23 protein-coding genes are annotated in these 23,320 nt (G+C 67.7%); 8 read left to right on the top strand and 15 right to left on the bottom strand.

Going from position 1 to position 23,320, the window contains the following annotated elements:
• The 3 genes from IEY36_RS29140 to IEY36_RS29130 all read right to left on the bottom strand — a co-directional run.
• Positions 1 to 555, bottom strand: a 555-nt coding sequence (locus IEY36_RS29140; protein ID WP_229681683.1) for a hypothetical protein, incomplete at its 3' end; no start/stop codon positions are given.
• A gap of 48 nt (positions 556 to 603) precedes the next feature.
• Complete coding sequence (locus tag IEY36_RS29135; protein ID WP_188973629.1) at positions 604 to 1,044, bottom strand: ExbD/TolR family protein; 441 nt, start codon at positions 1,042 to 1,044, stop codon at positions 604 to 606.
• Positions 1,045 to 1,048: 4 nt separating this feature from the next.
• Positions 1,049 to 1,831, bottom strand: a complete 783-nt coding sequence (locus IEY36_RS29130; protein ID WP_188973627.1) for a MotA/TolQ/ExbB proton channel family protein — start codon at positions 1,829 to 1,831, stop codon at positions 1,049 to 1,051.
• 203 nt (positions 1,832 to 2,034) lie between these two features.
• Between IEY36_RS29130 and IEY36_RS29125 the strand changes: the two genes are divergently transcribed.
• Together IEY36_RS29125 and IEY36_RS29120 are read left to right on the top strand one after the other, a co-directional pair.
• A complete protein-coding gene (locus IEY36_RS29125; protein WP_188973625.1) occupies positions 2,035 to 2,292 on the top strand; it encodes a hypothetical protein in 258 nt (85 codons plus the stop codon).
• A gap of 6 nt (positions 2,293 to 2,298) precedes the next feature.
• A complete protein-coding gene (locus tag IEY36_RS29120; protein ID WP_188973622.1) occupies positions 2,299 to 3,495 on the top strand; it encodes a Zn-dependent hydrolase in 1,197 nt (398 codons plus the stop codon).
• 308 nt (positions 3,496 to 3,803) lie between these two features.
• Here the strand turns inward: IEY36_RS29120 and IEY36_RS29115 are convergent, their stop codons facing one another.
• Positions 3,804 to 4,145 (bottom strand): Lin0512 family protein, encoded by a 342-nt coding sequence (locus IEY36_RS29115; protein ID WP_188973621.1) that lies wholly within the window; start codon positions 4,143 to 4,145, stop codon positions 3,804 to 3,806.
• A 13-nt stretch (positions 4,146 to 4,158) separates the two neighbouring features.
• Positions 4,159 to 4,500 (bottom strand): Lin0512 family protein, encoded by a 342-nt coding sequence (locus tag IEY36_RS29110; protein WP_229681682.1) that lies wholly within the window; start codon positions 4,498 to 4,500, stop codon positions 4,159 to 4,161.
• A gap of 716 nt (positions 4,501 to 5,216) precedes the next feature.
• Between IEY36_RS29110 and IEY36_RS29105 the strand changes: the two genes are divergently transcribed.
• From IEY36_RS29105 to IEY36_RS29085, 5 genes are read left to right on the top strand one after another with little or no spacing between them, the layout of a single operon-like run.
• A complete protein-coding gene (locus IEY36_RS29105; protein ID WP_188973619.1) occupies positions 5,217 to 6,206 on the top strand; it encodes an ABC transporter permease in 990 nt (329 codons plus the stop codon).
• Between the two features lie 2 nt (positions 6,207 to 6,208).
• Positions 6,209 to 7,309, top strand: a complete 1,101-nt coding sequence (locus IEY36_RS29100; RefSeq protein WP_229681681.1) for an ABC transporter permease — start codon at positions 6,209 to 6,211, stop codon at positions 7,307 to 7,309.
• Positions 7,302 to 8,315 (top strand): ABC transporter ATP-binding protein, encoded by a 1,014-nt coding sequence (locus tag IEY36_RS29095; protein ID WP_188973617.1) that lies wholly within the window; start codon positions 7,302 to 7,304, stop codon positions 8,313 to 8,315. The genes IEY36_RS29100 and IEY36_RS29095 overlap by 8 nt, the downstream gene beginning before the upstream one ends.
• Positions 8,312 to 9,310, top strand: a complete 999-nt coding sequence (locus tag IEY36_RS29090) for an ABC transporter ATP-binding protein (protein ID WP_188973615.1) — start codon at positions 8,312 to 8,314, stop codon at positions 9,308 to 9,310. The genes IEY36_RS29095 and IEY36_RS29090 overlap by 4 nt, the downstream gene beginning before the upstream one ends.
• 28 nt (positions 9,311 to 9,338) lie before the next feature.
• The gene (locus IEY36_RS29085; RefSeq protein ID WP_188973613.1) at positions 9,339 to 11,363 is read left to right on the top strand and encodes an ABC transporter substrate-binding protein; all 2,025 of its coding nucleotides are present in this window, start codon (positions 9,339 to 9,341) and stop codon (positions 11,361 to 11,363) included.
• 443 nt (positions 11,364 to 11,806) lie between these two features.
• Here the strand turns inward: IEY36_RS29085 and IEY36_RS29080 are convergent, their stop codons facing one another.
• Both IEY36_RS29080 and IEY36_RS29075 read right to left on the bottom strand, forming a co-directional pair.
• On the bottom strand, positions 11,807 to 13,042 hold the full coding sequence (locus IEY36_RS29080) for a DUF2254 domain-containing protein (protein ID WP_188973611.1): 1,236 nt from the start codon (positions 13,040 to 13,042) through the stop codon (positions 11,807 to 11,809).
• Positions 13,027 to 13,905, bottom strand: a complete 879-nt coding sequence (locus tag IEY36_RS29075; RefSeq protein WP_188973609.1) for a bile acid:sodium symporter family protein — start codon at positions 13,903 to 13,905, stop codon at positions 13,027 to 13,029. The genes IEY36_RS29080 and IEY36_RS29075 overlap by 16 nt, the downstream gene beginning before the upstream one ends.
• 658 nt (positions 13,906 to 14,563) lie before the next feature.
• On the opposite strand from IEY36_RS29075, the gene IEY36_RS29070 reads away from it, so the two are divergent.
• Positions 14,564 to 15,109, top strand: a complete 546-nt coding sequence (locus IEY36_RS29070; protein WP_188973607.1) for a hypothetical protein — start codon at positions 14,564 to 14,566, stop codon at positions 15,107 to 15,109.
• Between the two features lie 181 nt (positions 15,110 to 15,290).
• Here IEY36_RS29070 and IEY36_RS29065 read toward each other — a convergent pair whose 3' ends face one another.
• From IEY36_RS29065 to IEY36_RS29035, 8 genes are all read right to left on the bottom strand, one after another.
• Positions 15,291 to 16,046 (bottom strand): class I SAM-dependent methyltransferase, encoded by a 756-nt coding sequence (locus IEY36_RS29065; RefSeq protein ID WP_188973605.1) that lies wholly within the window; start codon positions 16,044 to 16,046, stop codon positions 15,291 to 15,293.
• Positions 16,043 to 16,816, bottom strand: coding sequence for an ABC transporter ATP-binding protein (locus IEY36_RS29060; protein ID WP_188973602.1), 774 nt, complete (start codon positions 16,814 to 16,816; stop codon positions 16,043 to 16,045). Before IEY36_RS29060 ends, IEY36_RS29065 begins: the two co-directional genes overlap by 4 nt.
• Positions 16,813 to 17,883 carry a FecCD family ABC transporter permease gene (locus IEY36_RS29055; RefSeq protein WP_229681680.1) on the bottom strand — a complete coding sequence of 357 codons (1,071 nt, stop codon included), beginning with the start codon at positions 17,881 to 17,883 and terminating at the stop codon, positions 16,813 to 16,815. Before IEY36_RS29055 ends, IEY36_RS29060 begins: the two co-directional genes overlap by 4 nt.
• Positions 17,880 to 19,037, bottom strand: coding sequence for an ABC transporter substrate-binding protein (locus tag IEY36_RS30945; protein WP_229681679.1), 1,158 nt, complete (start codon positions 19,035 to 19,037; stop codon positions 17,880 to 17,882). The genes IEY36_RS29055 and IEY36_RS30945 overlap by 4 nt, the downstream gene beginning before the upstream one ends.
• Positions 19,038 to 19,652: 615 nt before the next feature.
• A complete protein-coding gene (locus tag IEY36_RS29050; protein ID WP_188973598.1) occupies positions 19,653 to 22,019 on the bottom strand; it encodes a tetratricopeptide repeat protein in 2,367 nt (788 codons plus the stop codon).
• Positions 22,016 to 22,531 carry an HAD family hydrolase gene (locus IEY36_RS29045; RefSeq protein ID WP_229681678.1) on the bottom strand — a complete coding sequence of 172 codons (516 nt, stop codon included), beginning with the start codon at positions 22,529 to 22,531 and terminating at the stop codon, positions 22,016 to 22,018. The genes IEY36_RS29050 and IEY36_RS29045 overlap by 4 nt, the downstream gene beginning before the upstream one ends.
• 66 nt (positions 22,532 to 22,597) lie before the next feature.
• A complete protein-coding gene (locus tag IEY36_RS29040) occupies positions 22,598 to 22,891 on the bottom strand; it encodes a hypothetical protein (protein WP_188973596.1) in 294 nt (97 codons plus the stop codon).
• Between the two features lie 192 nt (positions 22,892 to 23,083).
• Positions 23,084 to 23,224, bottom strand: a complete 141-nt coding sequence (locus tag IEY36_RS29035) for a hypothetical protein (protein ID WP_188973594.1) — start codon at positions 23,222 to 23,224, stop codon at positions 23,084 to 23,086.
• Between the last annotated feature and the right edge of the window lie 96 nt (positions 23,225 to 23,320).

The raw sequence follows: 23,320 nt of genomic DNA, 5'->3' as shown, positions 1-23,320 counted from the left end.
GGCCGGGGAGGGCGCGACGGCGGCGGGCGCGGCCGCCGGCGCGGCGGCGGCCGGGCGCGGCGGTGCTGCGCGCGGTGGGGCGCGTGGCCGCGGCGGCGCCGGTTGCGGCGACGTGGGTTCGGGTGGCGGTTCGGGCAGGGGTTGCGGACTCGGCTCCGGCGGTGGCGGCTCCTCAAGGGACGGCTCGGGTGGCAGCGGTTCCGGCGTGAGCGGCATCGGCGGCAGTTCCTCGAGGACCGGCTTGGGAGGCGAGGGCTCGGGCGGTGGTGGTTCTTGTGGCGGGGGCTCCGGCGGCTGCGGCTCGGGCTCAGGCGGTTGCGGTTCGGCCACCGGCGTCGGATCCGGCGCCGCGGCATCCACAGGCTCCGGTTCGACTGCCGGCGGCGGGGTTTCCTCGACGATGGGCTCAGCCATGGTGACGACCATCGGCATCACCTCCGGCGCCGCAACAGTGGGCGGGACGAGCAGCAGCGTCGCCACGACCACACCGTGCAGCAGCACCGCGACGCCCGCGGCGACAAGGCGTGCGCGATTATCGACGTCGCTTTCAGGCATCGGCGCGGTTGGCGGCGACGCCACTTTTCGGGCAGGAGTTGCCATCGCTCAGCGCGCGGCCCCGCCGGACTCGGCCTCCGCGATGAGGGAGACTCGCGGAATGCCGGCCGCCGTCACCCGGCCCATGATGCGAAGCACGTCGCCATAGGGCACCGCGCGGTCGCCGCGCACATGCACGGCGAGGTCAGGATTCGCCGCCTTCAGCGCGACCAGGCGTTCGGCCAGTGTCGCTTCCGCGATGCGGTCCTCGCCGATATGGATCGAGCCGTCGCGCGTCACGGTCAGGACCACCGGCGGCGCCGGGTTCGCCACGCGCGGCGCTGCGCTGCGCGGCAGGTCCACCGGCACGCCTGTCGTCATCATCGGCGCGGCGACCATGAAGATGATCAGCAGCACCAGCATCACATCCACCAGGGGAGTGACGTTGATCTCGGACATCGGCGCGGCATCGTCATCCTCGCCGCCGTCGCCACCCGTGGAGAAGGCCATGTCGCTACTCCGCGGCGCGGGCCAGGTTGCCGTCGCGCGGCGGCCGGCTCGACAGTCGCGCGCTGATGGCGGCGATGGCGGCCAGCGCCTCCGCCCGCAGGCCAGCGACCCGGCGCGCGATTCGGTTGTAGCCAATCACCGCCGGGATGGCGGCGAACAGGCCGATCGCGGTGGCGAGCAACGCCTCGGCAATGCCAGGCGCGACCACGGCGAGCGAGGTGTCGTGCATCTGCGCGATGCCCTGGAACGATCCCATGATCCCCCAGACGGTGCCGAACAGCCCGACGAATGGACCGACCGCGCCGGTGGTCGCGAGGAAGGCGGTGCCCGACTGCGCGCGGCGCATCGTGGCCGACAGTGTCTCGCGCATCGCGCGCTCGATGCGTTCGCGGTATTCGCCGCGGCTTTCGTCGTGGTCGCGACCTTCGGCCCATTCGCGCGCGGCGGCGCGCTGTATCCGCGCCGCAGGGCCCTCGCCGCTTGTCGCGCCCGAGTCGCCGGTGTTCGACAGCAGGCGGATCTCGCGCCGCAGCCGGCCGAGCAGGATCGATTTCTCGATCATGATCGCCCAACAGATGACGGAGGCCAGGACGAGGGCGCCCATCACCCCCTGAACCACCGGCCCGGCCTGGATGACGAGGCCAAGCAGCGAATGATCGGCGGCTTGGGCCAATGCCTCGACCGGGGCGTCCGGCGGCGGCGCCTGCGTGACGGCGTGCGCGAGGCCATCCACCGGCATGGCGGGCGCGGCGGGCAGTGCGTTGGGGGCGACGTTATCGGGATTCATGCTGCCTCCGCCCATTGGGCTTGGGGTTTTGACAAGCGCCGGGCGACTTCGCGGCGAGTGCATGGCGAGGCGCCACGGCGTCGATTGCCCTATCGAGAGCGGAACCGGCGCCGCTGCGCGGGCGGCGCTTGGGCAGCGATGCGCCTTCGATTCGGTTGGCGAGCACGACCGCATGGAGGCGCGGCACCTTTAGGCGTGTCGGCATGCGTGTTGACCTCAAACGGCAATGCGGTGCGGCTGGAGAATATGTGTATGCGAATGATTCGCAATACCAAATCGCGTCATGCCGCCGGTTCCTTGAATCCAGCGGCAAACCCCGGCTGCCCCACTTTGGCAGCAACGGCGTGCCGTTCAGCGCCGCAGGCGCGGTCTCCGACAGTGCCCGCATGTCTCGCCCGCTGTCCGCCCAGCTATCGCATCGCATGCAGCGGCAATATCGTGCCGCATCACCATGGGGATGATGGCGTATGGCGCTCGATACCGGCCGATTCCTGGCGGACCTGGATGCTGCGCGTCGCATTGGTTCGTACAGGACCGGCGTGCACCGGCCGACATTCAGTCCGGATGACATGGAGAGCCGGCGCTGGCTGGCGGCAAGGATGGAACAGGCCGGGCTGGAGGCGACGATCGACGGCATCGGCAATGTCTTTGGCCGGCACGGCGGCGCCGGTCCTCATCTTCTGGCCGGAAGCCATCTGGAAACGCAGAACCATGCCGGCTGGCTCGATGGGGTGCTCGGCGTGATCGGTGCGCTGGAACTCGCGCGGGCCGGTCTGCCCGTCGATGTCTGCGCCTACTGCGACGAGGAAGCTCATTGGGGCGACTTCATCGGAAGCCGTTCCCTGATCGGCGAATTCTCGGAGGCGGACATGGATGCCGCCCGGAACCGCGAAACCGGCAAGCCGCTGCGGCTGGCGCTGGAGGAGGTGGGGATCGCAGGTCGCGAACGCCTCGTCATCGACCCAGGCCGCTACAAGGGCGCCCTGGAGATGCATATCGAGCAAGGGACGCAGCTGGAGAATGCCGGGCTGCGGATCGGTGTCGTCACTGGCATTGTCGCGATCCGCCAGTTCCGGATCATGATCACCGGACAGCAGGACCATACCGGCGGCACCACCATGCGGGAGCGGCGTGATGCCGGGCTGACCGCCGTGCGCCTCCTGGGCATGATCGACCAGGAATTTCCCCGCATCTGCGCCGACCGCAGCGTCTGGACGACCGGGCGCATCGCGCTGGAGCCGAATGCGCCGATGATCATTCCCGGCCAGGCGGAACTTGTCTTCTCCTTTCGCGACCTCGAAGTCGAGGTCATGGACCGGATGGCGGATTGCCTGCGCCGTATCGTGGCGGAGAGCAATCGACGCGAACGCTGCCCGGCCGTGCTCGAAGAGATCGGTCGCTCCGACGCGGCGATCTGCGACCCCGACATCGTGCGGGCCTTCAGCGAAGCAGCGGAGACGCAGTGCCCCGGTGCCTGGCAGCGGATGCCGAGTGGCGCCATCCATGACAGTCAGATCCTGGCACGGAAGCTTCCCATCGGTATGCTCTTCGTGCCCTCCATCGGCGGCATCAGCCATCACTGGAGCGAGGACACGAAACGCGAAGACCTAGTGCTCGGGATGGAAGTGCTGGCGGAGGCGGCGCGGCGCCTGCTCGGCGCCTGACCTCGACGCCTGTCACCGGACCGTCCGACGCTGTCGGCAGCGTGGATCCGGGTTTGTCGGATGGCATCGAGGCCATGGGCCGCGCGGTCGAACTGAACATCGCGTCGCATGCAGCCTCGTGCGCCCGCCGGATGGCGCGCGCGACCGCCCCCGATGGAGGTGCCGGTCGCGCCGTTGCCTGACCACCGCCTTTCCGACGTCGGCGTCCCCGGGGACTTCCAGCCTTCCCAACAGGCGACCGGGTAGATATCCGATCCGTGGCCCGAATCGGCGATCCGTCGATCACCGGTGATGTCTGATCGAGGCGATCAGGGTAGATCGAAGCGGACCGCGATGGCGGCAGAGGCGATCACCGCCATGTCATGGCTGTCTTCTCCCGGCACATCCAGGCCGCCCTTGACCGCCTTGGCGGTGACGACGCCGTAAGGCAGGGATCTGCGAACGGTCTCGACATCCACCTTGTCGGGCTGCTGTACGCCGATCGTGACCTCCACCTGCATGGCCCTGATGTCGAGGCCAACGGTGCGGATGAAGGCCAGCGAGGAATGGTGCAGCGCGTCCTGCACCGCGCGCAGGGCAGCCTTGGTGTAGTCCCCGCCATGCAGATCGTTGCCAGTGCCGAGTTCCAGGATGATTCGCTTCGAGGCCATTGTCCGGCGCTCCCTAGATATCGAGCCGCACGATGGCGCAGCAATTGGCGATGACCGTTGTGCTGGTACCTTCATCGTTGGGAATCTCGAGCCCGCCCTCAACGACGGACACGCTGCCCGTGCCATGCGGCAGGATGGCCAGCACCTCGGCCTTGTCGACCTGATCAGGCTTTGGCACGCCGATCAGAACCTCGACATTCATCGCATCGACGGGCTGGTCCACCGCGGCGCCGATCGATAGGGAATTGTGCCAGAGCGCATCGCGCAGCGCCCGAACAGCGGCCTTGGTGTAGTCGCTTCCACGAATATCGGTGCCCATGCCAATTTCGAGCACCATGCGCCTGAGCGCCATCATCGTCTCCTTCCGAAGCCACCTGACGTGCGCAGCATGCGCGGTCCGACAGGGAGGCTAATGGATTGCCGCCTACTCTGCCACGGCGGGACGGACGGTGAGGCGCAATGGACCCGATCGCCCCTGTAAGCGCGGAGGAAGAATTCACGAGGCGAGAGAGAAGCTGGTCGATCCGCGCATTCACCTGGCTTTGCTCCGCATCGGACCCTGTTCTGGACTATCCAGCGGCAGGCCGGGTGATCCGCTCGCAGTGCGCCCGGATCCCTGGCGGTCACCCGGTAAGCCGGCCCGGCATTGCCCAACGTTCCTGTGCCTGCAGCATGGACGCGAGCGACGTGACCGGCACGCTGAAGATGGCACTCGCTGCCTCCGGCGATGATCAGGAGAGGGTTTGTCATCGCCCGAGCAACGCGACAGCCGGGGCCATGCACCCGGACCCACCAGTCGCGATGGCGCATCAGGCAGCAAGGGATGCACGCAAATGAGGAAGCCCACCTTGCGCCACCGCACGTGAACCCCGGCTCGGCGGATTCGACACCGAGCCGCGAGGCGGCGGGGGATGCCGTACGAGAACTGCCGAGCCCCACATCGCGTCGCGTACATCATCGTGACCCTTGCCTAACCCCAACGGCGCGGGTCTAATTCAGCCTGGACATGCCCTGACGATGATTGGGGCGGCCGGAGGAAACAGTCGTGATGCCGCAAGGTCCTGCGCGCCCATGATCGCGTACCTGCTTCGCCGTCTTGGCCTGGCGCTCGTCACATGCGTCTTCATCTCGATCCTGACCTTCGTGATCATCCGGCTGCCGCCTGGTGACTTCGTCGATGCCTACATCGCAAACCTGGCGGCCAGCGGCAGCACCATCTCGGTCGAGCAGGCCGCGGCGATGCGCCAGGAATACGGTCTCGACCGGCCGGCCATCGTTCAGTACGCGCTGTGGATGGGTCGCGTGCTGGAAGGCAATTTTGGCGTGTCGATGGTATGGCGCCGGCCGGTGACCGAGGTGATCGGCGACCGCCTCTGGCTCACTATGCTGGTCTCGGTCTCGGCGCTGTTCCTGACCTGGATCATCGCCCTGCCGATCGGCATCTACTCCGCGATGCGGCAATACTCGTTCGCCGACTACATCTTTACCACACTCGGCTTCATCGGCCTTGCCATACCGAACTTCCTGCTGGCGCTGATCCTGATGTATCTCGGCTTCCGCTATCTCGGCCTCAATGTGGGCGGGCTGTTCTCAGCGGAATACCTTCAGGCGCCATGGTCGCTCGCACGGGTATGGGACCTGATGAAGCACCTGCCGCTGCCCGCCGCGGTGCTGGCGCTGGCAGGCACCGCGCAGCTCATCCGCATCATGCGGGCCAACCTGCTCGACGAACTCCGCAAGCCATATGTCGTGACAGCCCGTGCCAAGGGGCTGACGGAACGCCACGCCGTGCTGAAGTACCCGGTGCGCGCGGCGCTCAACCCCTTCGCGAGCTCGATCGCCTACCTGTTTCCCTACCTGGTTTCGGGCAGCATCATCGTCTCGCTGGTGCTGGGCCTGCCGACGGTCGGGCCGTTGCTGCTCCAGGCCCTCGTGGCGCAGGACATGTTCCTGGCCGGTGCCATCGTGCTGCTGCTCGGTGTCATGACGGTGGTCGGCACGTTGATCTCCGACATCCTGCTGATGTGGATCGATCCTCGCATCAGGCTGGGGGGGCGCTGATCGTGAGCGCCACCGCCGAGGCACGCTTCGCGGAAGCGACGCAGCTCCAGCTGACTTGGTGGCGCTTTCGCCGCCACAAACTGGCAGTCGCCAGCCTGTTCGTGATCGCGCTGTTCTACCTGATCGCGATCTTCGCGGATTTCCTCGCCGCGACAGACCCGCATGCGACCGATGCGCGACGCAGCTTCATCCCGCCGCAGGGGATCCATTTCTTCGACGACAGCGGCTTCAACCCACATGTCTATGGCCTGCGCGGCGTGCGCGACCCGCGCACCTTCCAACTCACCTATGCGCCCGATCCGGCGCGCAAGCTGCCCGTGCGGCTGTTCGTCCGCGGCTTCACCTACGACTTGTTCGGCTTGATCGAGACGGACATCCACCTGTTCGGCGTGGTCGGCGGCCGCCCCGGTGAAAGCGCCTTCCTGCTCGGCACCGACCAGCTCGGGCGCGACCTCTTTTCGCGCCTGATGGTGGCGACCCGTATCTCGCTCGTCATCGGCCTGGCCGGCGTGACGCTCAGCCTGTTCCTCGGCGTGCTGCTCGGCGGCATCTCCGGCCTCTACGGCGGTTGGGTGGACACGCTGATCCAACGCCTGATCGAATTGCTGCGCTCCGTGCCGACCATACCGCTCTGGATGGGCCTCGCCGCGGCACTGCCGCGGACATGGAGCGTGCTGCAGGTCTATTTCGCGATCACGCTGATCATCTCGCTGATCGGCTGGACGGAGCTGGCGCGCGTAGTGCGCGGCCGCTTCCTCGCCCTCAGGGAGGAGGATTTCGTGATCGCCGCCGAACTCTCCGGCGCCAGCCAGGGCCGGATCATCTTCCGCCACATGCTGCCGTCCTTCGCGAGCCATATCATCGCGGCAACCAGCCTCGCGCTGCCGGCGATGATCATCAGCGAGACGTCGCTCAGCTTCCTCGGCCTTGGTCTCCGTCCCCCCGCCATCTCCTGGGGCATCCTGTTGCAGGACGCCCAGAACATCCAGGTACTGGCCAATGCGCCCTGGCTTCTGATGCCGGCCATTCCGGTCACCCTGATCATTCTCGCCTTCAACTTCTTCGGTGATGGCCTCCGTGACGCGGCAGACCCCTATGGTTGAGCGTGTCGCCCTCGCCATCCGTGACCTCGCCGTGCAGTTCGAGAGCGAACAGGGCGTGGTGCGCGCGCTGGATGGCGTGAGTTTCGACCTTCATGCTGGTCGCACCCTGGGTATCGTCGGCGAAAGCGGCTGCGGCAAGAGCGTCACTGCGCGCTCGATTCTCCGCCTGGTTGACCGGCCCGGCCGCATCACCGCAGGACGCATGCTGCTGGACCCGGGCGCCGAAGGCGAGGTGGACCTCGCCGCACTCGACCCGGAATCGCGCCGGATGCGGGGCGTGCGCGGTGGCCGAATCGGCCTGATCTTCCAGGAGCCGATGACGGCGCTCAGCGTCCACTACACGATCGGCAACCAGATCATCGAGGCGGTGCGCCAGCACGCGGATTGTTCGGCCGCCGAGGCTAGGAACCGCGCCGTCGACTTGCTCCGCGACGTGGGGATCCCCCGCCCCGAGACGCGCCTCAGGGCCTATCCCTTTGAGCTTTCGGGCGGGCTTCGTCAGCGCGTCGGCATCGCCATGGCCTTGGCGGGTGATCCGGACATCGTCATCGCCGACGAGCCGACAACCGCGCTCGACGTGACGACGCAGGCGCAGATCCTTGACCTGCTGCGCCGGCTGCAAGCCGAGAAGCAGATCGCGCTGATGCTGATCACCCACGACATGGGCGTCATCGCCGAGATGGCCGATGAGGTCGCGGTGATGTATCTCGGCCGCATCGTCGAATTCGCGCCGGTGGCCGATGTATTCTCTGCCCCCCGTCACCCCTACGCCCGCGCCCTGCTGCGCGCGGTGCCGAGCATCCTGGCCGCACCGCGCCAGCGCCTGTCAACGATCGGTGGTGCTGTACCGCATCCGGGGTCGCGACCGAGCGGCTGCCCGTTCCATCCCCGCTGCGCCGAAATCATCGGCGATATCTGCCGCCAGCAGATTCCGGCGCCCGTCGAACCAGGTCGCGCCGGTGCCAGTTGCTTTCTCACTGAACCAGGCCGGGAGCGCGCGGCATGAACGTGCTCGATGTGCAGGACCTGAAGAAGCACTTCCCGATACGCGCGGGGATTCTGCGTCGGGAGATCGCACGTGTTCGTGCCGTCGATGGCGTGAGCTTCCATATCGCGGAGGGCGAGACGCTGGCACTTGTCGGCGAGAGCGGTTGCGGCAAGACGACCGTATCCCGCTGCATCCTTCGCGCCATGCCGGTAACCTCCGGCGCCATCCGCTTTGCCGCCGATGGCGGGGGGCAGGTGGATCTCGCGCGATTGAGCAAGCGCCAGATGCGGCCGCTCCGACGGCACATCCAGATGATCTTCCAGGACCCCTATTCCTCGCTCAACCCACGCATGATGGTGGGCGACATCATCGCCGAGCCGCTCAAGGTTAATGGGGTGTCGGCGGCCGAGCGTCGCGACCGCGTCCTTGAACTTCTTGACCTGGTGCAGATGCCCCCTGGTGCACGGACGCGGTTCCCGCACGCCTTCTCGGGCGGGCAGCGGCAGCGCGTCGGCATTGCACGCGCACTGGCGCTGAACCCGCGCCTGATCGTCGCCGACGAACCGGTCTCGGCGTTGGATGTCTCGGTGCAGGCGCAGATCATCAACCTGCTGCTCGACCTGCAGGACCGGCTCGGCCTTTCCATGTTGTTCGTCGCCCACGACCTCAGCGTCGTGCGGCATGTCAGCGACCGCGTGGCCGTGATGTATGTCGGGCGCATGGTCGAGGTGGCGCCGACCGACGCGCTCTACCGCGCGCCGCTGCACCCCTACACCGAGGCGCTGCTTGCTGCCGTGCCGGCGCCGGACCCGATGCGCCGCGGCCGTCGCCAGGTCGCGCAGGGCGAGGTGGCAGACCCGGCCAAGCCGCCAACCGGCTGCGCGTTCCATCCGCGCTGCCCGCACGCAGTCGAACGTTGCCGCGTCGAACGGCCAGAACTGCGGCCAGCCGCCGAGGGTCGCTACGTCAGTTGCCACCGCGCCGAGGAGCTCGACCTCGTCGGCGTTCGATAGAGAGCGTCCAGGGAAAAGGAACAACGCCATGCGTCGCAGGGAAATGGGTGTCCTCGCCTTCACCGGCCTCGCCGGCGCCGCTACGGCGCAGACCGCGGGTGGCTTTCGGGATTCGGGGCTGGTGGGGCGGTTGGAAGGGCCGAACATCATCACCGACCCGGCGCGTCGCCCGACGCAGTTCAAGGAGGCGCCGATGCTGGCCGAACAGGTTCGCGCCGGCCGCCTGCCGCCGGTCGAACAACGCCTGCCGCAGGACGTCATGGTGGTCGAGCCGCTGCGCAGCGTCGGCAAGTACGGAGGTACCTGGCGCCGCGGATTCATCGGGCCGAGCGACGGGGAGAACGGCAACCGCATCATGTCGGCGGACAAGCCGCTCTTCTTCGATCCGTCCGGCACTGAACTGCGGCCGCAACTTGCGAAGGGATTCGAGGTCAGCGCGGATGGCAAGCGGACCACGCTGCATCTGCGCCGCGGCCTGAAATGGTCCGACGGCACGCCGCATACCGCCGATGACTGGATGTTCTGGTTCAACGACCTCTACACGAACCGTGACCTGGTGCCGGCCCCGGCCCCCGAGCTGTCGTCCAACGGCAAGCCCGGCCGAATGGTGAAGGTGGATGAGGCAACCATCGCCTTCGAGTTCGACGAGCCCTACTACTTGTTTCCGATGCTGCTGGCTGGCGATACGTTGGTCGGCGGCGGGCAGACACGGTTGCAATCGAATGGGCAGACCTATGCGCTCTATGCGCCGGCGCACTACCTCAGCCGCTATTTGCCGAAAAACACGCCGGTCGAGACGCTGACCGCCCAGGCGCGTGCCGCCGGCTTCAACAACTGGGTGCAGCACTTCAAGTTCCTCTCGGACTGGCAGCTCAACAAGGACGTGCCGACGCTGTGTGCCTGGCGCATGGTGCAGCCGATCAACACCCAGCTCTGGGTGCTCGAGCGCAATCCATATTTCTATGCGGTAGACACCGAAGGCCAGCAGCTCCCCTACATCGATCGCGTGCAGATGACGCTCGCGGAGAATCCCGAGGTGGTGAACCTTCGCGCCGTGGCGGGCGAATACGATTACCAGGAACGCTTCATGGATCTCGGCAAGCTGCCGGTCTTCATCGAGAACCAGCAGCGCAGCCACTACAAGGTGCATCTCGACCCCGGCTTCAACGGCGCCGATTCGGTGCTCTTCCCGACCTTGACCTACACCGAGGATGCCGAGATCGGCGATCTGCTGCGGAAGGTGGAGTTCCGCCGTGCACTGGCGCTCGGCATCGACCGGGACCAGTTGAACGAGGCCTTCTGGCTCGGCCTCGGCACACCGGGCTCGACCATTCCCGATGAGAGCCTCCCTGAAAGTCCGGGCGGCGAGTGGCGGCAGAAATGGTCCACGCACGATCCGGCACAGGCGAATCGCTTGCTGGACGCCATCGGCCTGACACGGAAGGACCGTGAGGGTTTCCGGTTGCGCCGGGACAATGGCCAGCGCTTGCGGATCGAGATTGCGGTCGGCCAGACATTGTCCGCGACCTGGCCGCAACAGGCCGAGATGATTTCCCAGCATTGGCGCGACATCGGGATCGCGACCGATGTGAAGGTGATGGAGCGCAGCCTCTGGTACACCCGCGCCTATGGCGACAAGCATCAGATCGCGCTCTGGACCAACAATGGCACTGAAAGCCTCTATCTCTACCCGCGCTACGTCCTGCCGGTCGACCCGATCGGCGGAGTGATCAGCAACGTCTACGCGGCTTGGTTCGCCTCGAATGGAGAGCGTGGCAGTGAGCCGCCCGATCCCGAGATGCGTCGAGCCTTCGCGCTGATGCGTGCTGCGACCGGCCAACAGAAGGCCGAGCGTGATGCGACCGCCAAGGAGGTCTGGAAGATTGCCGTGGATCAGCAATGGGGGATTGGATTGGTTGGCCTGTCGCCGGCCTTCATGGGGGTGCGCGTGGTGAATGAGCGGCTGGAGAATGTGCCCGGCCGAACCGGCATCTCGCAGCACTGCCGGACGCCTTGGGGAGGGCATCCGGAACAGTGGTATTTCAAGACCTAGACTGAACGCATTGGGCTGCCCCTGGAGCATAGCGCACCTGACTGGAGTCAGTCAGGTGCATTAAGATGCTCGAACAAGCGAAGACGTGGAGCGGCTCGCGTGAGCGAGCTCGAACACAAGCAACTCTAGGAAATCGATTCGGGGCAGCCGTTCGGCGTGCTGCTACGCTTTCCCTGGTGCGCGATCCTGTGCGCGGGCCCTACCGGCGCCCCCTCCCCAGGGATTTGCCGCATGGTCCCAAACAATGGCGCTACATCTCTGGACCTGATGTGTCGGTGGCGGTCAGCTCGGCTCATGTTTGTCGGTGTTGGTGCGCGCCGTGATGATGACCTGGAAGTCCGACACATTGACGGCGGATCTGACCACACCGACGACGCTCGCCCGCTCGCCGAAATCGGTCATGGAGCAGTGGGCATGTCCGTACGGTCGCAGGCGCCGCTGAATTACCTGGTCAGCCCAAGCCCTTGCGGGTCCTCCTGCCGGGCCGCGTTCCGGTCCTGCTCGTCGAAGGCGGACCGCTCGATCGCCGAATCGATGTGCACCAGATAGCGCCGCACCTCCTCCCCGCGCGCATCCCCGCCCAGCAGGTCTTCGAGGCCGAGCAGCGCCGAACGCAACCGTCGCAGGACCTGCACGGAGGTCGTCCCAAAAACGCGGATCTCGTCAAAGGTAAGGGAGAGGTAGTCGCTCCAGTTGGGCGAAGGAAATGCAAGGTGCAGTGAGCCATCCCCATCCGCCACGCGCCCAATGTCGAGTGGCTGCCTGGCCAGACGACGCAGAAGGTCCTCGATCTGGTCCAGCGCCTGCACCGCCGTGGTCGGGTCGTTGATCGCGGGCGAGAGCGCCTTGATCGCGACGTCGACCAGCAGGCGCAACGGGTATTTCGGATCCTGCTCGAAAGTGCGGTCGCTCCCGAGGCGCACGGCTCGCCGCAGTTCCGCCTCCTGGATTCCCCCAGTGCCGCCCAACACGCGCAGCACGACGGATCCATCCAACAGCATGTCGCCAACCGCGGCTTCCATGTCGATTACTCCATCCGCACGGCGGGCGAGAGCGACAAGTGCAGGCATGTCATAGGCCTGGACATAGCGCGGCGGTCCCTGGTGCCGCAGCAATTGCACGACGGGCTCGGCTGGTGTGGCACCGGCGACGGCCGCCGCGCGTGCGACGCCGGCGTCAATGGTCTGGCGGATCACCTCTCGTCCCTGGTCGCCGATGAAGCGCAGCGTGTTGGTGATCTGCAGATCGCCGAGACGGCGCATCAGCAGCCCAAACACCAGCAGGCTCGCGAAGAGCAGCACGACCGCTCCGATGGCGGAGAGTGTCGGCACTCCCATCCCACCTGCTCGATCCACCCAGAGGGTCGTGGCAAGCGCGTAGGTGAAGGTCGCGAAGAAGATGCCGAGTGCGTGGAAGAGCACCGGGTCGCGCGCGAAGCGCGACGCAAAACGCGGGGAATAGGTGATGGCACTGAACTGCAGCATCACGAAGGCGATCGAGAGAACGATCCCCGTCAGCGCCATCATCCCCGAGGAGATCGCCGAGAGAGCCGCGAGGACCGCCGCCGCGGAGACGCCCAGGTCCAGTGATACCGCATAGGCATTTTCGAGCCGCGGCAGGACGAGGCCACACACAATGCTCACCACGGTGTAGACAATCGGAATCAGCCAGACGGGCATGCTGTCTCTCCCTCCGCGGCCGTGCGCTGTGCGTCCCGCCCGAACCACCACGCGGCTGCCAGGCCGCAGGCGATCTGCACCGGCACGGCGAGCGCCAGCATCACGATCACGCCGTCATCCACGCCGGGTGCCGAGAGCAGTGGTGCCATGGCGGCGCCGACGTTGCGCGTGCAGAGCCCGAGCCCGCTCCGCCGTTGCTGCCCGACACCGCGCGAGAAGCGGTAGCCCATCGTCGTGATGATCGCCAAGTACAGCACCTGCGAGCCGATCGCGAAACTGCCGAACGAGGCAAGGAAGCCGTGTCCAAACAGCACTCCGCAGAGCACCAGAAGGGCCACTGCCGCCACCGCCGCCATGGCCTTGACGCGGGGCCGCACGACGGCCGCGACATGCGGTGCCAGGTGAAACACGGCCATGCCGAGGACGAGCGGCGTGAGGACCATGACCAGCAGCGGACGCGCGATGGCCCAGGCGTCGACGGAAAGACTGGCTGCCAGCAACGGCACCGCGACCGGCATCAGCGTCACCGTGCCGAGCGCGGCCAGCAGCATCATCGCCGGCACATAGGCGACGTCTCCCTGCGCGCGATTCACCATGATCGGCACGAAGGGCGCGCAGGGCGTCAGCCCGAGCAGCATCAAGCCCAGCGCATGCGGCGGCGAGAGCGGCAGCACCTGCGCCATGCCCCAGGCGAGGCCGGGCCCGATCACGAAACCGAAGCCGGCGCCATAGAGGAGGAAGCGGCGATCGCGCAGCCCCGAGAGCGCATCCCGCAACCGCAGCCCCAGGCCCATCTCCATCAGCGAGCCCGCCATGAAGACGAGCAGCGACAGCTTCAGCGCAAGCAGCGGGAGGTCACTCACCGCAGGGCTTCAGTCGAGCGCATGACCGATCCCTTCGGGGCCAGGCTCGAGCACGGCGCGTGACAGCATGCCACCCGGCAGGGTCCGCGCGCGGAAGCCGTTCTGCAGCAACAGCCGCGTTGCGTAGTAGGCGCGCTGGCCGGAGCGGCAGATGACCTAGAACTCGCGGTCCCTGGGCAGTTCCGCGAGCCGGCCGCGCAACTGTTCGAGCGGGATGTGGAGCGCGCCAGGGACGCATTCGACCGCCAGTTCCGATGCTTCCACATGTCGAGCAACAGCCCCTCGCCGCGCGCGCTCCACGGGCGACCGGCATGTCTCCCCCGAGGATGTGGTGTGCCATCATGGCCGCGACGTTCAGCGGGTCGTTGGCGCTGCCGAATTGCGGCGCGTAGCAGAGCTCGCTCTCGGCCACGTCGTCGATCGTCGCGCCCATCCGGTTGGCCATCGCGAGGGCGTTGATCCGCTGGTCCGCGCCGGCCACCGCACCGACGATCACCACCTTCATGTGGGCATTCCCCGCCTTGGCGTCAGCCTCGCCGCTTCATGCCGTGAGGATGGGCGAGCCATGTTGACATGCATCAACGCGGCAGCGGTGACGCGGCGCGACGCTCCGACGCCGCCAGGACCCGGGTCGGCGAACAAACAGGGATGAGACGCCATGCAGCGCCGATCGCTACTCATTCTGCCGCTTCTCGCGGCCTGTACCTCGGTCGATGTCGACCGCACCACCACGATCGTCGGCGTCGTCGAGACCGTCGACCCGCAGTCACGCGAGATCCTGCTGCGTGGCCAGGGCGGTGCGCAAACCGGCAAGCTGGTCACGCTGATTGCCGGACGCGGCGTGCAACGCCTCAACCAGATCAAGGCGGGCGACCGCGTGACGGTGCGCTATTACCAGGCGCTGGCGGCGCGTGCGGTGCGCCCCGGCGCGCCGGGAGGTCAGCCCTTCGCCGGCGTCGCCATCGCCCGCGAGGCGGAACGCCCCGGTGGCGAGGTCACCCGCGTCAGGGCCGGGCGCGTGACCATCACCGATGTCGATCGGCTGGGCGGCACGGTCAGCTTCGTCGGCCCCGGCAACATGACCCGGACGGTGACCGCGGAGAGCCTCGAAACCCGGACGTTCATCCTTGGCCTGCGCGTCGGGGAGCAGGTCGACATGGTCTACGAGGAAGCCCTGGCGATCTCGATCGAGCCGATGAGCTGACACGGCTCGGGGTGCGGGCCGATGCCGGTTCAGCGTGAGCGGAACATGCTCCGGCGGCGCTCACCGTCCGGGTCGGCACCGGCATGCGCAGGAGGGCAAGGAGTGTGATCGCGCTCCGAGGCCCGCTATCGGCAAGGTCAGGGCACCTGCTTATCACGCGACGACGCTGACTACCCCTGCATCAGGGCTTCAGAATCGACACCGCGAAACGCGTCGGCGCGAGCAGGCGCAGGCGTTGGGCCATCGGCGCCCCATGCAGCCCACGCAGATAGATCCCGCTGACGCCATGGCTTCGTGGATCGGTGAAGCCTGCCCGCCGCAGTGCCGTGATCAGCCTTTCCTGCGTCAGGCCGCCGCTATAGGGAACGCGCGCCAGGATATCCTTGTGTACGGCTCCATCGGCGGCTGCCGGCACTGCGCCACCCAGCAGCGCGGCGATCCGTCGCAGCACTCTTCCTCGCAGCCCTTCGCGCACCCAGTCGCCGTCAACCACGAGCAACCGCCCGCCGGGTTTCAACACACGGAACCAGGCCGCGAAGGCGGCGGCCGGGTCGGTGAGGGTCCAGACGAGGTGTCGCGTGATCGCGGCGTCGAATTGTTCGTCGGGCAGGCCGGCCAGGCTCTCCGCGTCCATCAACATCCCTCGCCAGGCGCGCCCCGCAAGTTTCGTACGCGCATGGCCGAGCATGGCCTCCGAGAAGTCAACGCCGGTCACGCGGGCACCAAGGCCGGTGAGCGCGCGGCTCACTTCGCCGGTGCCACAGGCGAGGTCGAGCACCGTGCGCCCCTCCAGCGGCCCGAGCCCCACTGCCATGAGCCGCTGCCAGGCCGCCATGTCGGCGTCGTCGATCCGGTGGCCCGGTGCGGCATCGAAGCCAGCGGCACGGCCGGACCAATAGTCGCGTATCTGCTCCTTCAGGTCGTAATTCGCGCTCATGGCAGGGCCGCATCGATCATCAGGCTGCCGCGCCGCGAGGTCTCGGCGACCAACTCCACGCCGTAGGTGCGACCGCAGACAGGGTCGGCGAAGACCTCGGCCGGAGGTCCGTCGGCGACGACCGCGCCTTGGTCCATCAGCACCACGCGGTCGGCATGGCGCGCGGCCAGTGACAGATCGTGCAAGGCCACCACCGCGATATGACCGTCAGCAGCCGTGATCGCGCGCAGCAGGGCCAGCGCCTCGAGCTGGTGGCGCAGATCGAGCGCGCTGGTCGGCTCATCGAGCAGCAGAACCGGCGCCGGCTGCACCAGGCCTTGCGCCAGCGCCACCAGCTGCTGCTGGCCGCCACTGAGGTCGCAGATCATGCGGTGCGCCAGGTGGTCGATGCGCGTGCGGGTGAGGATGGCCTCCACGCGCGCAGCGACGGCGGCGCTGCCGCCGGATGCGCCCGCGGTGCGCGCGGCGACCAATACGGCGTCGAACACCGTCAGCCGGGCCGCCGCGGCATAGACCTGCGGCACATAGCGCACGGAGCGGGTTCGCTCGGCGAGCCGCATCTCCTCGATCGGCCGGCCGTCGAACAGGATACGGCCAGTCGCCTGCCGCTTCAGCCCGGCGATGCTCCGCAACAGGGTGGACTTGCCCGAGGCGTTCGGGCCGAGCAGGGCGGTGACGGTGCCGGGCCGCAGCGGAGGCACCGACACGTTGCGCAACACCGTCCGGCGCCCGTAGGCGACATGGAGCCCTTCGATGGCGAGGCCGGTCATCGCGCCGGGCTCCGGCGCATCAGGACCAGCGACAGGAAGAACGGCACGCCGACCAGCGCCGTGATGATGCCGATGGGATAGATGATGCCCGGCGACAGCGCCTTCGAGACGATGGAGGTTGCCGATAGCATCGCAGCACCCGAGAGCATCGACATCGGTGCGAACCATCGCTGGTCCTCGCCGACCAGCAGCCGCGCGACATGCGGCCCGACCAGGCCGACGAAGCCGACCACGCCGACGAAGGAGACGGCGGTGGCCGACAGCAATGCGACGAGCACCAGCACCTCGAGCCGCAGCCGGCGCGGATCGACACCGAGGCTTGCCGCGCGATCATCCCCGAAGCGCATCGCCGTCAGCGCCCAGCGCCGACGCCACAGCAGCAGCCCCGTCATGCCGAGTACGCCGGCGGCGATGCCGATCTTCTCAAGGCTTGCCCGCTGCAGCGACCCCATCATCCAGAAGACGATCTGCACGAGCTGCGTTTCCGAGGCGCGGTACTGCAGCAGCGCGAGCAGCGCGTTGAAGGTGAACATCAGTGCAATGCCGAAGAGGATCATGGTCTCCGAGGTCGCGCCGCGCGCCATGGTGAAGAGATGCACCAGCATCGCGGCGCCGAAGGCGAAGGCGAAGGCGTTGACCGTGACGAGCGTCGGCCCCGCCGCCGGCAGCACCGACATGCCGGTGACGATGGCGACCGAGGCGCCCACGCCCGCCGCCGAGGACAGCCCGAGCGTGAAGGGGTCGGCCAGCGGATTGTCGAGGATCGTCTGCATCTCTGCGCCTGCGAGCCCCAGCATGGCGCCGACCACCACGGCGAGCAGCGCGACAGGCAACCGGATGTCCCACACGATCACCGCGTGGCGCGGGGAGGCGGCCGCAGGGTCGAGCAGCGCGGTGAAGATGTCGCGATAGGACAGCGCCCCCGGCCCGGTGCCGAGATCGACCAGGAAGAGCAGCGCCACCGCCAGGACCGCGACGGCGAGCAGCGCGCTCCGCCGCAGCGCGACCCGGCCCGCACCGCGGCTCGCCTCGCCCGCCGGCGTGAAGACGGGCAAGGCGGCGCTCACGCGAGCTGCGCCCAGAAGGCGCCTGTCAGAGGAATGGGCGAGAAGCGCTCGTGATAGGCGCGCCAGGTCGCGTTGGGGTCCAGTCCCTCGAAGGTCTGCGGGTAGAGCCACGTTGCGAAGACCTGCAACGCCACGAGATGCGCGGGGCTGGTGTAGAACTGGTGATAGATCGAGTAGAAGCGCTTGGACTTGACTGCGCGCAGCGAGGGCCAGCCAGGCCGTTCGGCCAGGGCGCGCAGCGCGGCCTGAACGCGCTCGGGCGTCGCCTCGTAGCCGAAGGGCACGCCGCGGGAGCCCGGCGTGCTTTCCGACCAGTCGGCGCCGGTGCCGATGATCACCTCGGGATCGTCGGTGAAGATCGTCTCGGGGTTCACCGTGCCGCCAAGGCCGGGGAAGCGCCCGGCCCCCCAGTTGATGCCGCCTGCCTCCTGCAACGTGACGCCGAGATTGGCGTTGCCGAAGGTCATGCAGCATTGGTTGGGGTCGAAGCCGCCGGCCCGCTCGATGAAGACGGTGGTGCGACGGTTGGGCGGCAGGTTCCATACGCGCGACGACACGCGGCGCGTCTCGCGCAGGTAGAAGTCATTGAAGGCGCGGGCTTCGGCATCGAGGCCCATCAGACGGCCCAGCAGTTCGATGCTCGGGACCGTGTTCTGTGAGGCCTGTTCGCGGAAGTCGACCACCGCGGTGGCGATGCCGGCGCGGGCGAGCTTGTCGTAGGTGCCCGTCGCCTCCATGCGCTGATGCGCCGAGAGCGGGAACACGACGAGGTCAGGATCCAGCGCGATGGCCTGCTCGGTGCTGAAATCGGCGTTCACGGCGGAGGAGAAGCGGGTGATCCGGTCCGCCTGCGGGAAGGCCGCGCGATATTTCCGCCAGGAGCCGGGATCATAGAGGATCATGTCGTCGGCCCAGCCGGCGATGCGCTCGAAGGGCGCGCGCGGCACCAGGGTGCTGAAGCCGTACATCAGCCGGCCTTCGCCGAGGATCACCTTGCGCGCCGGCGCACGCAGCGTGACGGTGCGCCCGGCGAGGTCGGTCGCGGTGAGCGCTTCGGCGCCGCGGGAGAGACGCGGCAAGGCGGCTGATCCGGCAATGGCGAGGCCCGTGCGAACAAGGCTCCGCCGGGTGGTCTCGGCGCGATTCCGCGACATGTGGTTTGTCCTGTTGAGCTTGATTCGGCAAACGCAGAGAGGGCGGTGCTATATTGCGAGCGAGTCGCATTAGCAGTCGCATTTCCGCCTGGTCAAGCGGCCATGGTTGCCGCGCCTTGCCCTCCGCCCCTAGCGATGGGTGCGCCGCGTGGAATGTCGGAGCCAAATCAACGGCTAGAGCCGGTCCCGATCAGTGACATGATGTGATCGGCTGCAGAGCCTCGAGAATACAAAATCTGGAGAAGATTCCTTGATCCGAAGCGAACAGCAACTGCTCAAGCATCAATGACGTATCGCTCAGGCGGTTTAACTGCGGAGTTCCCGTGATGTTGTGAAGAACGCCGCTTGAACTCGACGAATTAGAATCGAGGGTAAATTCAACCTACCCTCGAGGTCGGAGATCTTCTGCACTCTGCGGGACGCAATCAGGTCCCGTTGCTTGCTCGAACCATCCAGCTCGGCGCCCACACCCCAGCCAAACCTGCAGCGATAGGAATCCGGAAGCGAAATTCTCTGCTATTCGAGGAGGAAAGCAGGCGTCCTTCTCCAATCGTCCGCACAGAACGTCGCGCCCGCCGCAGGAGCCAAATGCCAATAGACACGATGCAATCGCCGCTATCGTAGCCCTGGCACCTGCCGGCGCAGATGGCGGAGTTGCTGCAACAGTGCCGCCGCCTCGCGGTCCTGCGGGTTGGACTGCACCGCCTGCGCGGCCAGACGCTCGGCCTCGGCAATGTTGCCGCGGTCGCGTTCCAGGCTCGCCAGCGCCACCAGAAGGTCGCGCTGGCCCGGGTGGCGCCGCAACGCGGCACGCAGCGCCTCCATCGCCTCCGGCCCGCGGCCGAGGTCATTCAGCGCGATGGCGTAGACATAGGCGTAGCGTGGCCGGTCCGGCGCCAGTGCCGCTGCGCGACCCAGCGGGCCGAGCGATTCCGAAGCACGGCCGGCGCGCACCCGCGTCAGGCCCAGCGCATGATGCGCTTCCGCACTGTTCGGATATGCGGCGATGGCGCGGTTAAGCAGGGCCTCCGCCTCATTGAAGCGCCGGCGCCGGTTCTCGAAATCCGCCATGTTCACCAGCGCCGGCAGGAAGGCAGGGTCCAGGCGCAGCGCATCGCGATACGCCGCCTCTGCCGCTGCCGCGTCGCCCCGAGCGGCGAACAGCCCGGCAAGGTTCACATGGGATTCCGGACGCTCGGCGGCGACGCGCTCGCTGGCGAGCAATTCATCCCAGGCGCGGGCGAAATCGGAATGCGAGCCCTGGGGGATGGCTTGCGGCGGAATGGGGGCGAGGATGCGCGCCGCCTCGATGCGCACCAGCCGCGTCGGGTCCGCCAGTAGCGGCAAGGCATGCTGGCGGTTGCGCGGATCAACCCCGGTCAGCGCGCGCAGCGCAGTGGCGCGCACCAGCGGGTCCGGATCGCGCAGCGACAGCACAATGGCCTGCGCCGCCTCATTGCTGGCCGGCGCGGGCAGCAGTGACAAAGCGGTGGCGCGCAGGATCGCCGGCTCCGCCGGGTTCTGCGCCAGCGCTGCCAGCGCCGACACCGCGCCGGGATCGCCGCGCCGCCCGGCGGCGATGGTCAGCGCCGGATGCGGAGTCTGCCGCCGCGTCGGCCCGTACCACATGCGGATCTGCTGTGCCGCCCAGGCCGGCTGGCGGCCGGTGTGGCAGGTGGTGCAGGCATCCGGCGCGCCGATGGTGGTCGCGATATCGGGACGCGGGACACGGAAGCCGTGATCGCGCCGGCCATCCACGCCCATATAGGTGACCTGCGGCATGTGGCAGGACGCGCATTGGGAGCCCGGGCTGCCTTCGCGGTGGTGATGGTGGTCGGACGTGTCGAAGCGTGCGGGCAGATGGCATTGCGCGCAGACGGCATTGCCTTCGGCGCGCAGACGCTGGCTGTGCGGATCGTGGCAATCGGCGCAGATCACGCCAGCACGCTGCATGCGGCTCTGCGTGAAGCTACCCCATTCGAAGACCTCGCCGTCGATCTGACCGTCCGCGTGATACAGGCCGCGATCGAGCAGCGCCGGCGCATGGGTGTCGAGGAAGCGCGCGCCGGGCAACGGATCCGCGGTGATGGGCCGTGCGCGGGCGTGGCAGGGGGCGCAGATCTCCGCCTGTGCCTGGGCCCGTCGCGGTGGGCCTTCCCAATGGGCGATGCCGCGCGGATCATCTTGTGCGAAACGCCAGGCGCCGCCAGAGGAATCACGCACCGCCACCTCCAGCCCACGTGAGGGCAGGTCCGGTCGAGGGCTCGCCTGCGCCCAGGCAGTATGCGCCGCCCCGCGGCCGTGGCAGGATTCGCAACCGACGCTGATCTCGGTCCAACTGGTATCATAGCGGTCAGCCACCGCGTCGTAGCCGCGCTGCACGCCGGTCGAATGACAGGCGGCGCACATGAAGTTCCAGTTCTGGTCGCGCTCGGTCCAGTGCAGCGGGTCGCCTGCGTGCAGGGCTTCGTTGGGGAGCAGGTGGTACCAGCGCTGGCCGCCGACCTCACGCGGGCGGGTGTCCCAGGCCCAGGGCAGCGCCTGGCGGCGGCCGTCGGGGAAGAGCACCAGGTATTGCTGCAGCGGATCGACGCCGAAGGTCTCGGTGACGGTGAAATCGGCGGTCGCGCCGCCGGGGCCGTCGGTGCGGACGACGAAGCGGTCGCCGTCGCGGCGGAACGTTGCGCTGCGGTCGCGGTCGGTGACCGTCACGCCGGAAAAGTCGCCCAGCACCGTCTGCGGCGTGGCTGCCGCCATCGCGCGGGCGTGGTCGCTCTCATGCCAGGCGGCAGCCTGCGGCGCGTGGCAGATGGCGCATGTAGCGGTGCCGACGAAGCCCTCCGCGGCACGCTGATGGGCCTGGACAGGCGCGGCGATGCGGAAGGCGGCGCCCTGGTCCGGCAGGATGGCGACGATCGCAAAGCACAGGACCACCCCGCCCAGCATGGCAAGCGCCGCAAAGACGCGTTGCGTCGCCGTCATGCGCCCGGGAAGCTCCGCAACCAGTCGTCCTTCATCGAGATCACCTTCCAGCCCGCGGCCGGCGCGAAGGTCGGCCCGCGATCCAGCCTCCCGATATGCATATTACGATCATAGGCATACTCGCGCACCGCGTCGTCATGGTGCACGAGCAGGCCGAGCCGCTCGCCCGGGCTGGTGGTGGCGTATTGCAGCATTTCGATATCGCCATCGGCGTTGCCGAAGGCGAGCACGGGACGGCGGCCGATGAACCGGCCGATGCCGACCGGCTTGCCTGGCCCGTCATCCACCGCATCGATCGTCGGCAGGCGGAACAGCTCGGAGGTTCCGTCAGGCAGCAGGCGGAATTCCGTCTTGATGGTCGATCCCACCACGCGGTCGAGCGCGACGTCGTAGGTCGGCTGGCTGAAGGCGCGAACGAATTCCTGCGCGCCGCCGGTGACGATCCAGACGGCGAAGCCTTGCTGCCGCAGCAGCCGCATCACCTCCAGCATCGGCCGGTAGATCAGCTGCATGTAGCGGCGGTTGAAGTGCGGGTAGCGCGCCGTCGCGAGCCATCGCGTGACGATCCCGTCGAGGGCCTACCAGGACATGCCGGCATGAAGGACGCCGATGATCTCGGAGAGGGGGCGCTCGCCGTCAGCCATCAGCATGCGCATGTCGCCCTCGATCGCCGCCTTGAAGAGCTGGCGCTCGGTGAAGGATGCGTCGCTGCGCGGCATGTCCTTCAGCCGGTCGATGGCAAAGACGAATTGGGCATAGAGCGGCTGTTCGAACCAAAGCGTGCCGTCGTTGTCGAAGGTCGTCACGCGCTTGGCGGACGGCACAAAGCCGGACGTGCCTGGCCGCTTCGAGCGGCGGATGCGGTCGACCATAGCCCGCTAGGTCGGGCCGTCGCGCCAGGATGGCAGCGGGTCCCGCACGGCCCGCTGCGCCCGGGCAGGCGGCGTAGCGGCCAGGGCAAGCGCTGTCGTGACCATCGCGCGACGCGTCAGGGTGACAATTCGAGAGGAGATCGGCGCCTCCCTCCTTCTGCTTGTGCGTTGCTGACGTGTCTCGCGAGCAAGTCAGAAGCTGAAGTTGACCGCCAGGAAGGGGCCGCTGAAGGAGAAATCCTGCACGAACTTGTCATTCCCCTGATCGTAGTAGGGGTACCGGTAGCCAAGCGTCACGCCGACCCAGCCGGTCTGGTAGCCGATGCCCGCCATCGCCTACCAGGTTAGAGTCTGACTCTGAACTCAGGTGGAACGAGCTAATCGTCTGATGAGCAAGAGGACGGCGGCGGCATAGAGGAAAGCAGTGGC

This window comes from Neoroseomonas lacus, from assembly GCF_014644535.1.
Classification (GTDB): domain Bacteria; phylum Pseudomonadota; class Alphaproteobacteria; order Acetobacterales; family Acetobacteraceae; genus Neoroseomonas; species Neoroseomonas lacus.
This window is presented reverse-complemented; position numbering and strand designations above follow the sequence as displayed.

Excerpts from the sequence above, each read along its gene's own strand:
- IEY36_RS29135 (WP_188973629.1), bottom strand. The coding sequence starts at position 1,044 with ATGGCCTTCTCCACGGGTGGCGACGGCGGCGAGGATGACGATGCCGCG.
- IEY36_RS29130 (WP_188973627.1), bottom strand. The coding sequence starts at position 1,831 with ATGAATCCCGATAACGTCGCCCCCAACGCACTGCCCGCCGCGCCCGCC.
- IEY36_RS29125 (WP_188973625.1), top strand. The coding sequence starts at position 2,035 with ATGCGTGTTGACCTCAAACGGCAATGCGGTGCGGCTGGAGAATATGTG.
- IEY36_RS29120 (WP_188973622.1), top strand. The coding sequence starts at position 2,299 with ATGGCGCTCGATACCGGCCGATTCCTGGCGGACCTGGATGCTGCGCGT.
- IEY36_RS29115 (WP_188973621.1), bottom strand. The coding sequence starts at position 4,145 with ATGGCCTCGAAGCGAATCATCCTGGAACTCGGCACTGGCAACGATCTG.
- IEY36_RS29110 (WP_229681682.1), bottom strand. The coding sequence starts at position 4,500 with ATGATGGCGCTCAGGCGCATGGTGCTCGAAATTGGCATGGGCACCGAT.
- IEY36_RS29105 (WP_188973619.1), top strand. The coding sequence starts at position 5,217 with ATGATCGCGTACCTGCTTCGCCGTCTTGGCCTGGCGCTCGTCACATGC.
- IEY36_RS29095 (WP_188973617.1), top strand. The coding sequence starts at position 7,302 with ATGGTTGAGCGTGTCGCCCTCGCCATCCGTGACCTCGCCGTGCAGTTC.
- IEY36_RS29090 (WP_188973615.1), top strand. The coding sequence starts at position 8,312 with ATGAACGTGCTCGATGTGCAGGACCTGAAGAAGCACTTCCCGATACGC.
- IEY36_RS29085 (WP_188973613.1), top strand. The coding sequence starts at position 9,339 with ATGCGTCGCAGGGAAATGGGTGTCCTCGCCTTCACCGGCCTCGCCGGC.
- IEY36_RS29080 (WP_188973611.1), bottom strand. The coding sequence starts at position 13,042 with ATGCCCGTCTGGCTGATTCCGATTGTCTACACCGTGGTGAGCATTGTG.
- IEY36_RS29070 (WP_188973607.1), top strand. The coding sequence starts at position 14,564 with ATGCAGCGCCGATCGCTACTCATTCTGCCGCTTCTCGCGGCCTGTACC.
- IEY36_RS29065 (WP_188973605.1), bottom strand. The coding sequence starts at position 16,046 with ATGAGCGCGAATTACGACCTGAAGGAGCAGATACGCGACTATTGGTCC.
- IEY36_RS29060 (WP_188973602.1), bottom strand. The coding sequence starts at position 16,816 with ATGACCGGCCTCGCCATCGAAGGGCTCCATGTCGCCTACGGGCGCCGG.
- IEY36_RS30945 (WP_229681679.1), bottom strand. The coding sequence starts at position 19,037 with ATGTCGCGGAATCGCGCCGAGACCACCCGGCGGAGCCTTGTTCGCACG.
- IEY36_RS29050 (WP_188973598.1), bottom strand. The coding sequence starts at position 22,019 with ATGACGGCGACGCAACGCGTCTTTGCGGCGCTTGCCATGCTGGGCGGG.
- IEY36_RS29045 (WP_229681678.1), bottom strand. The coding sequence starts at position 22,531 with ATGCAGCTGATCTACCGGCCGATGCTGGAGGTGATGCGGCTGCTGCGG.
- IEY36_RS29040 (WP_188973596.1), bottom strand. The coding sequence starts at position 22,891 with ATGGTCGACCGCATCCGCCGCTCGAAGCGGCCAGGCACGTCCGGCTTT.
- IEY36_RS29035 (WP_188973594.1), bottom strand. The coding sequence starts at position 23,224 with ATGGCGGGCATCGGCTACCAGACCGGCTGGGTCGGCGTGACGCTTGGC.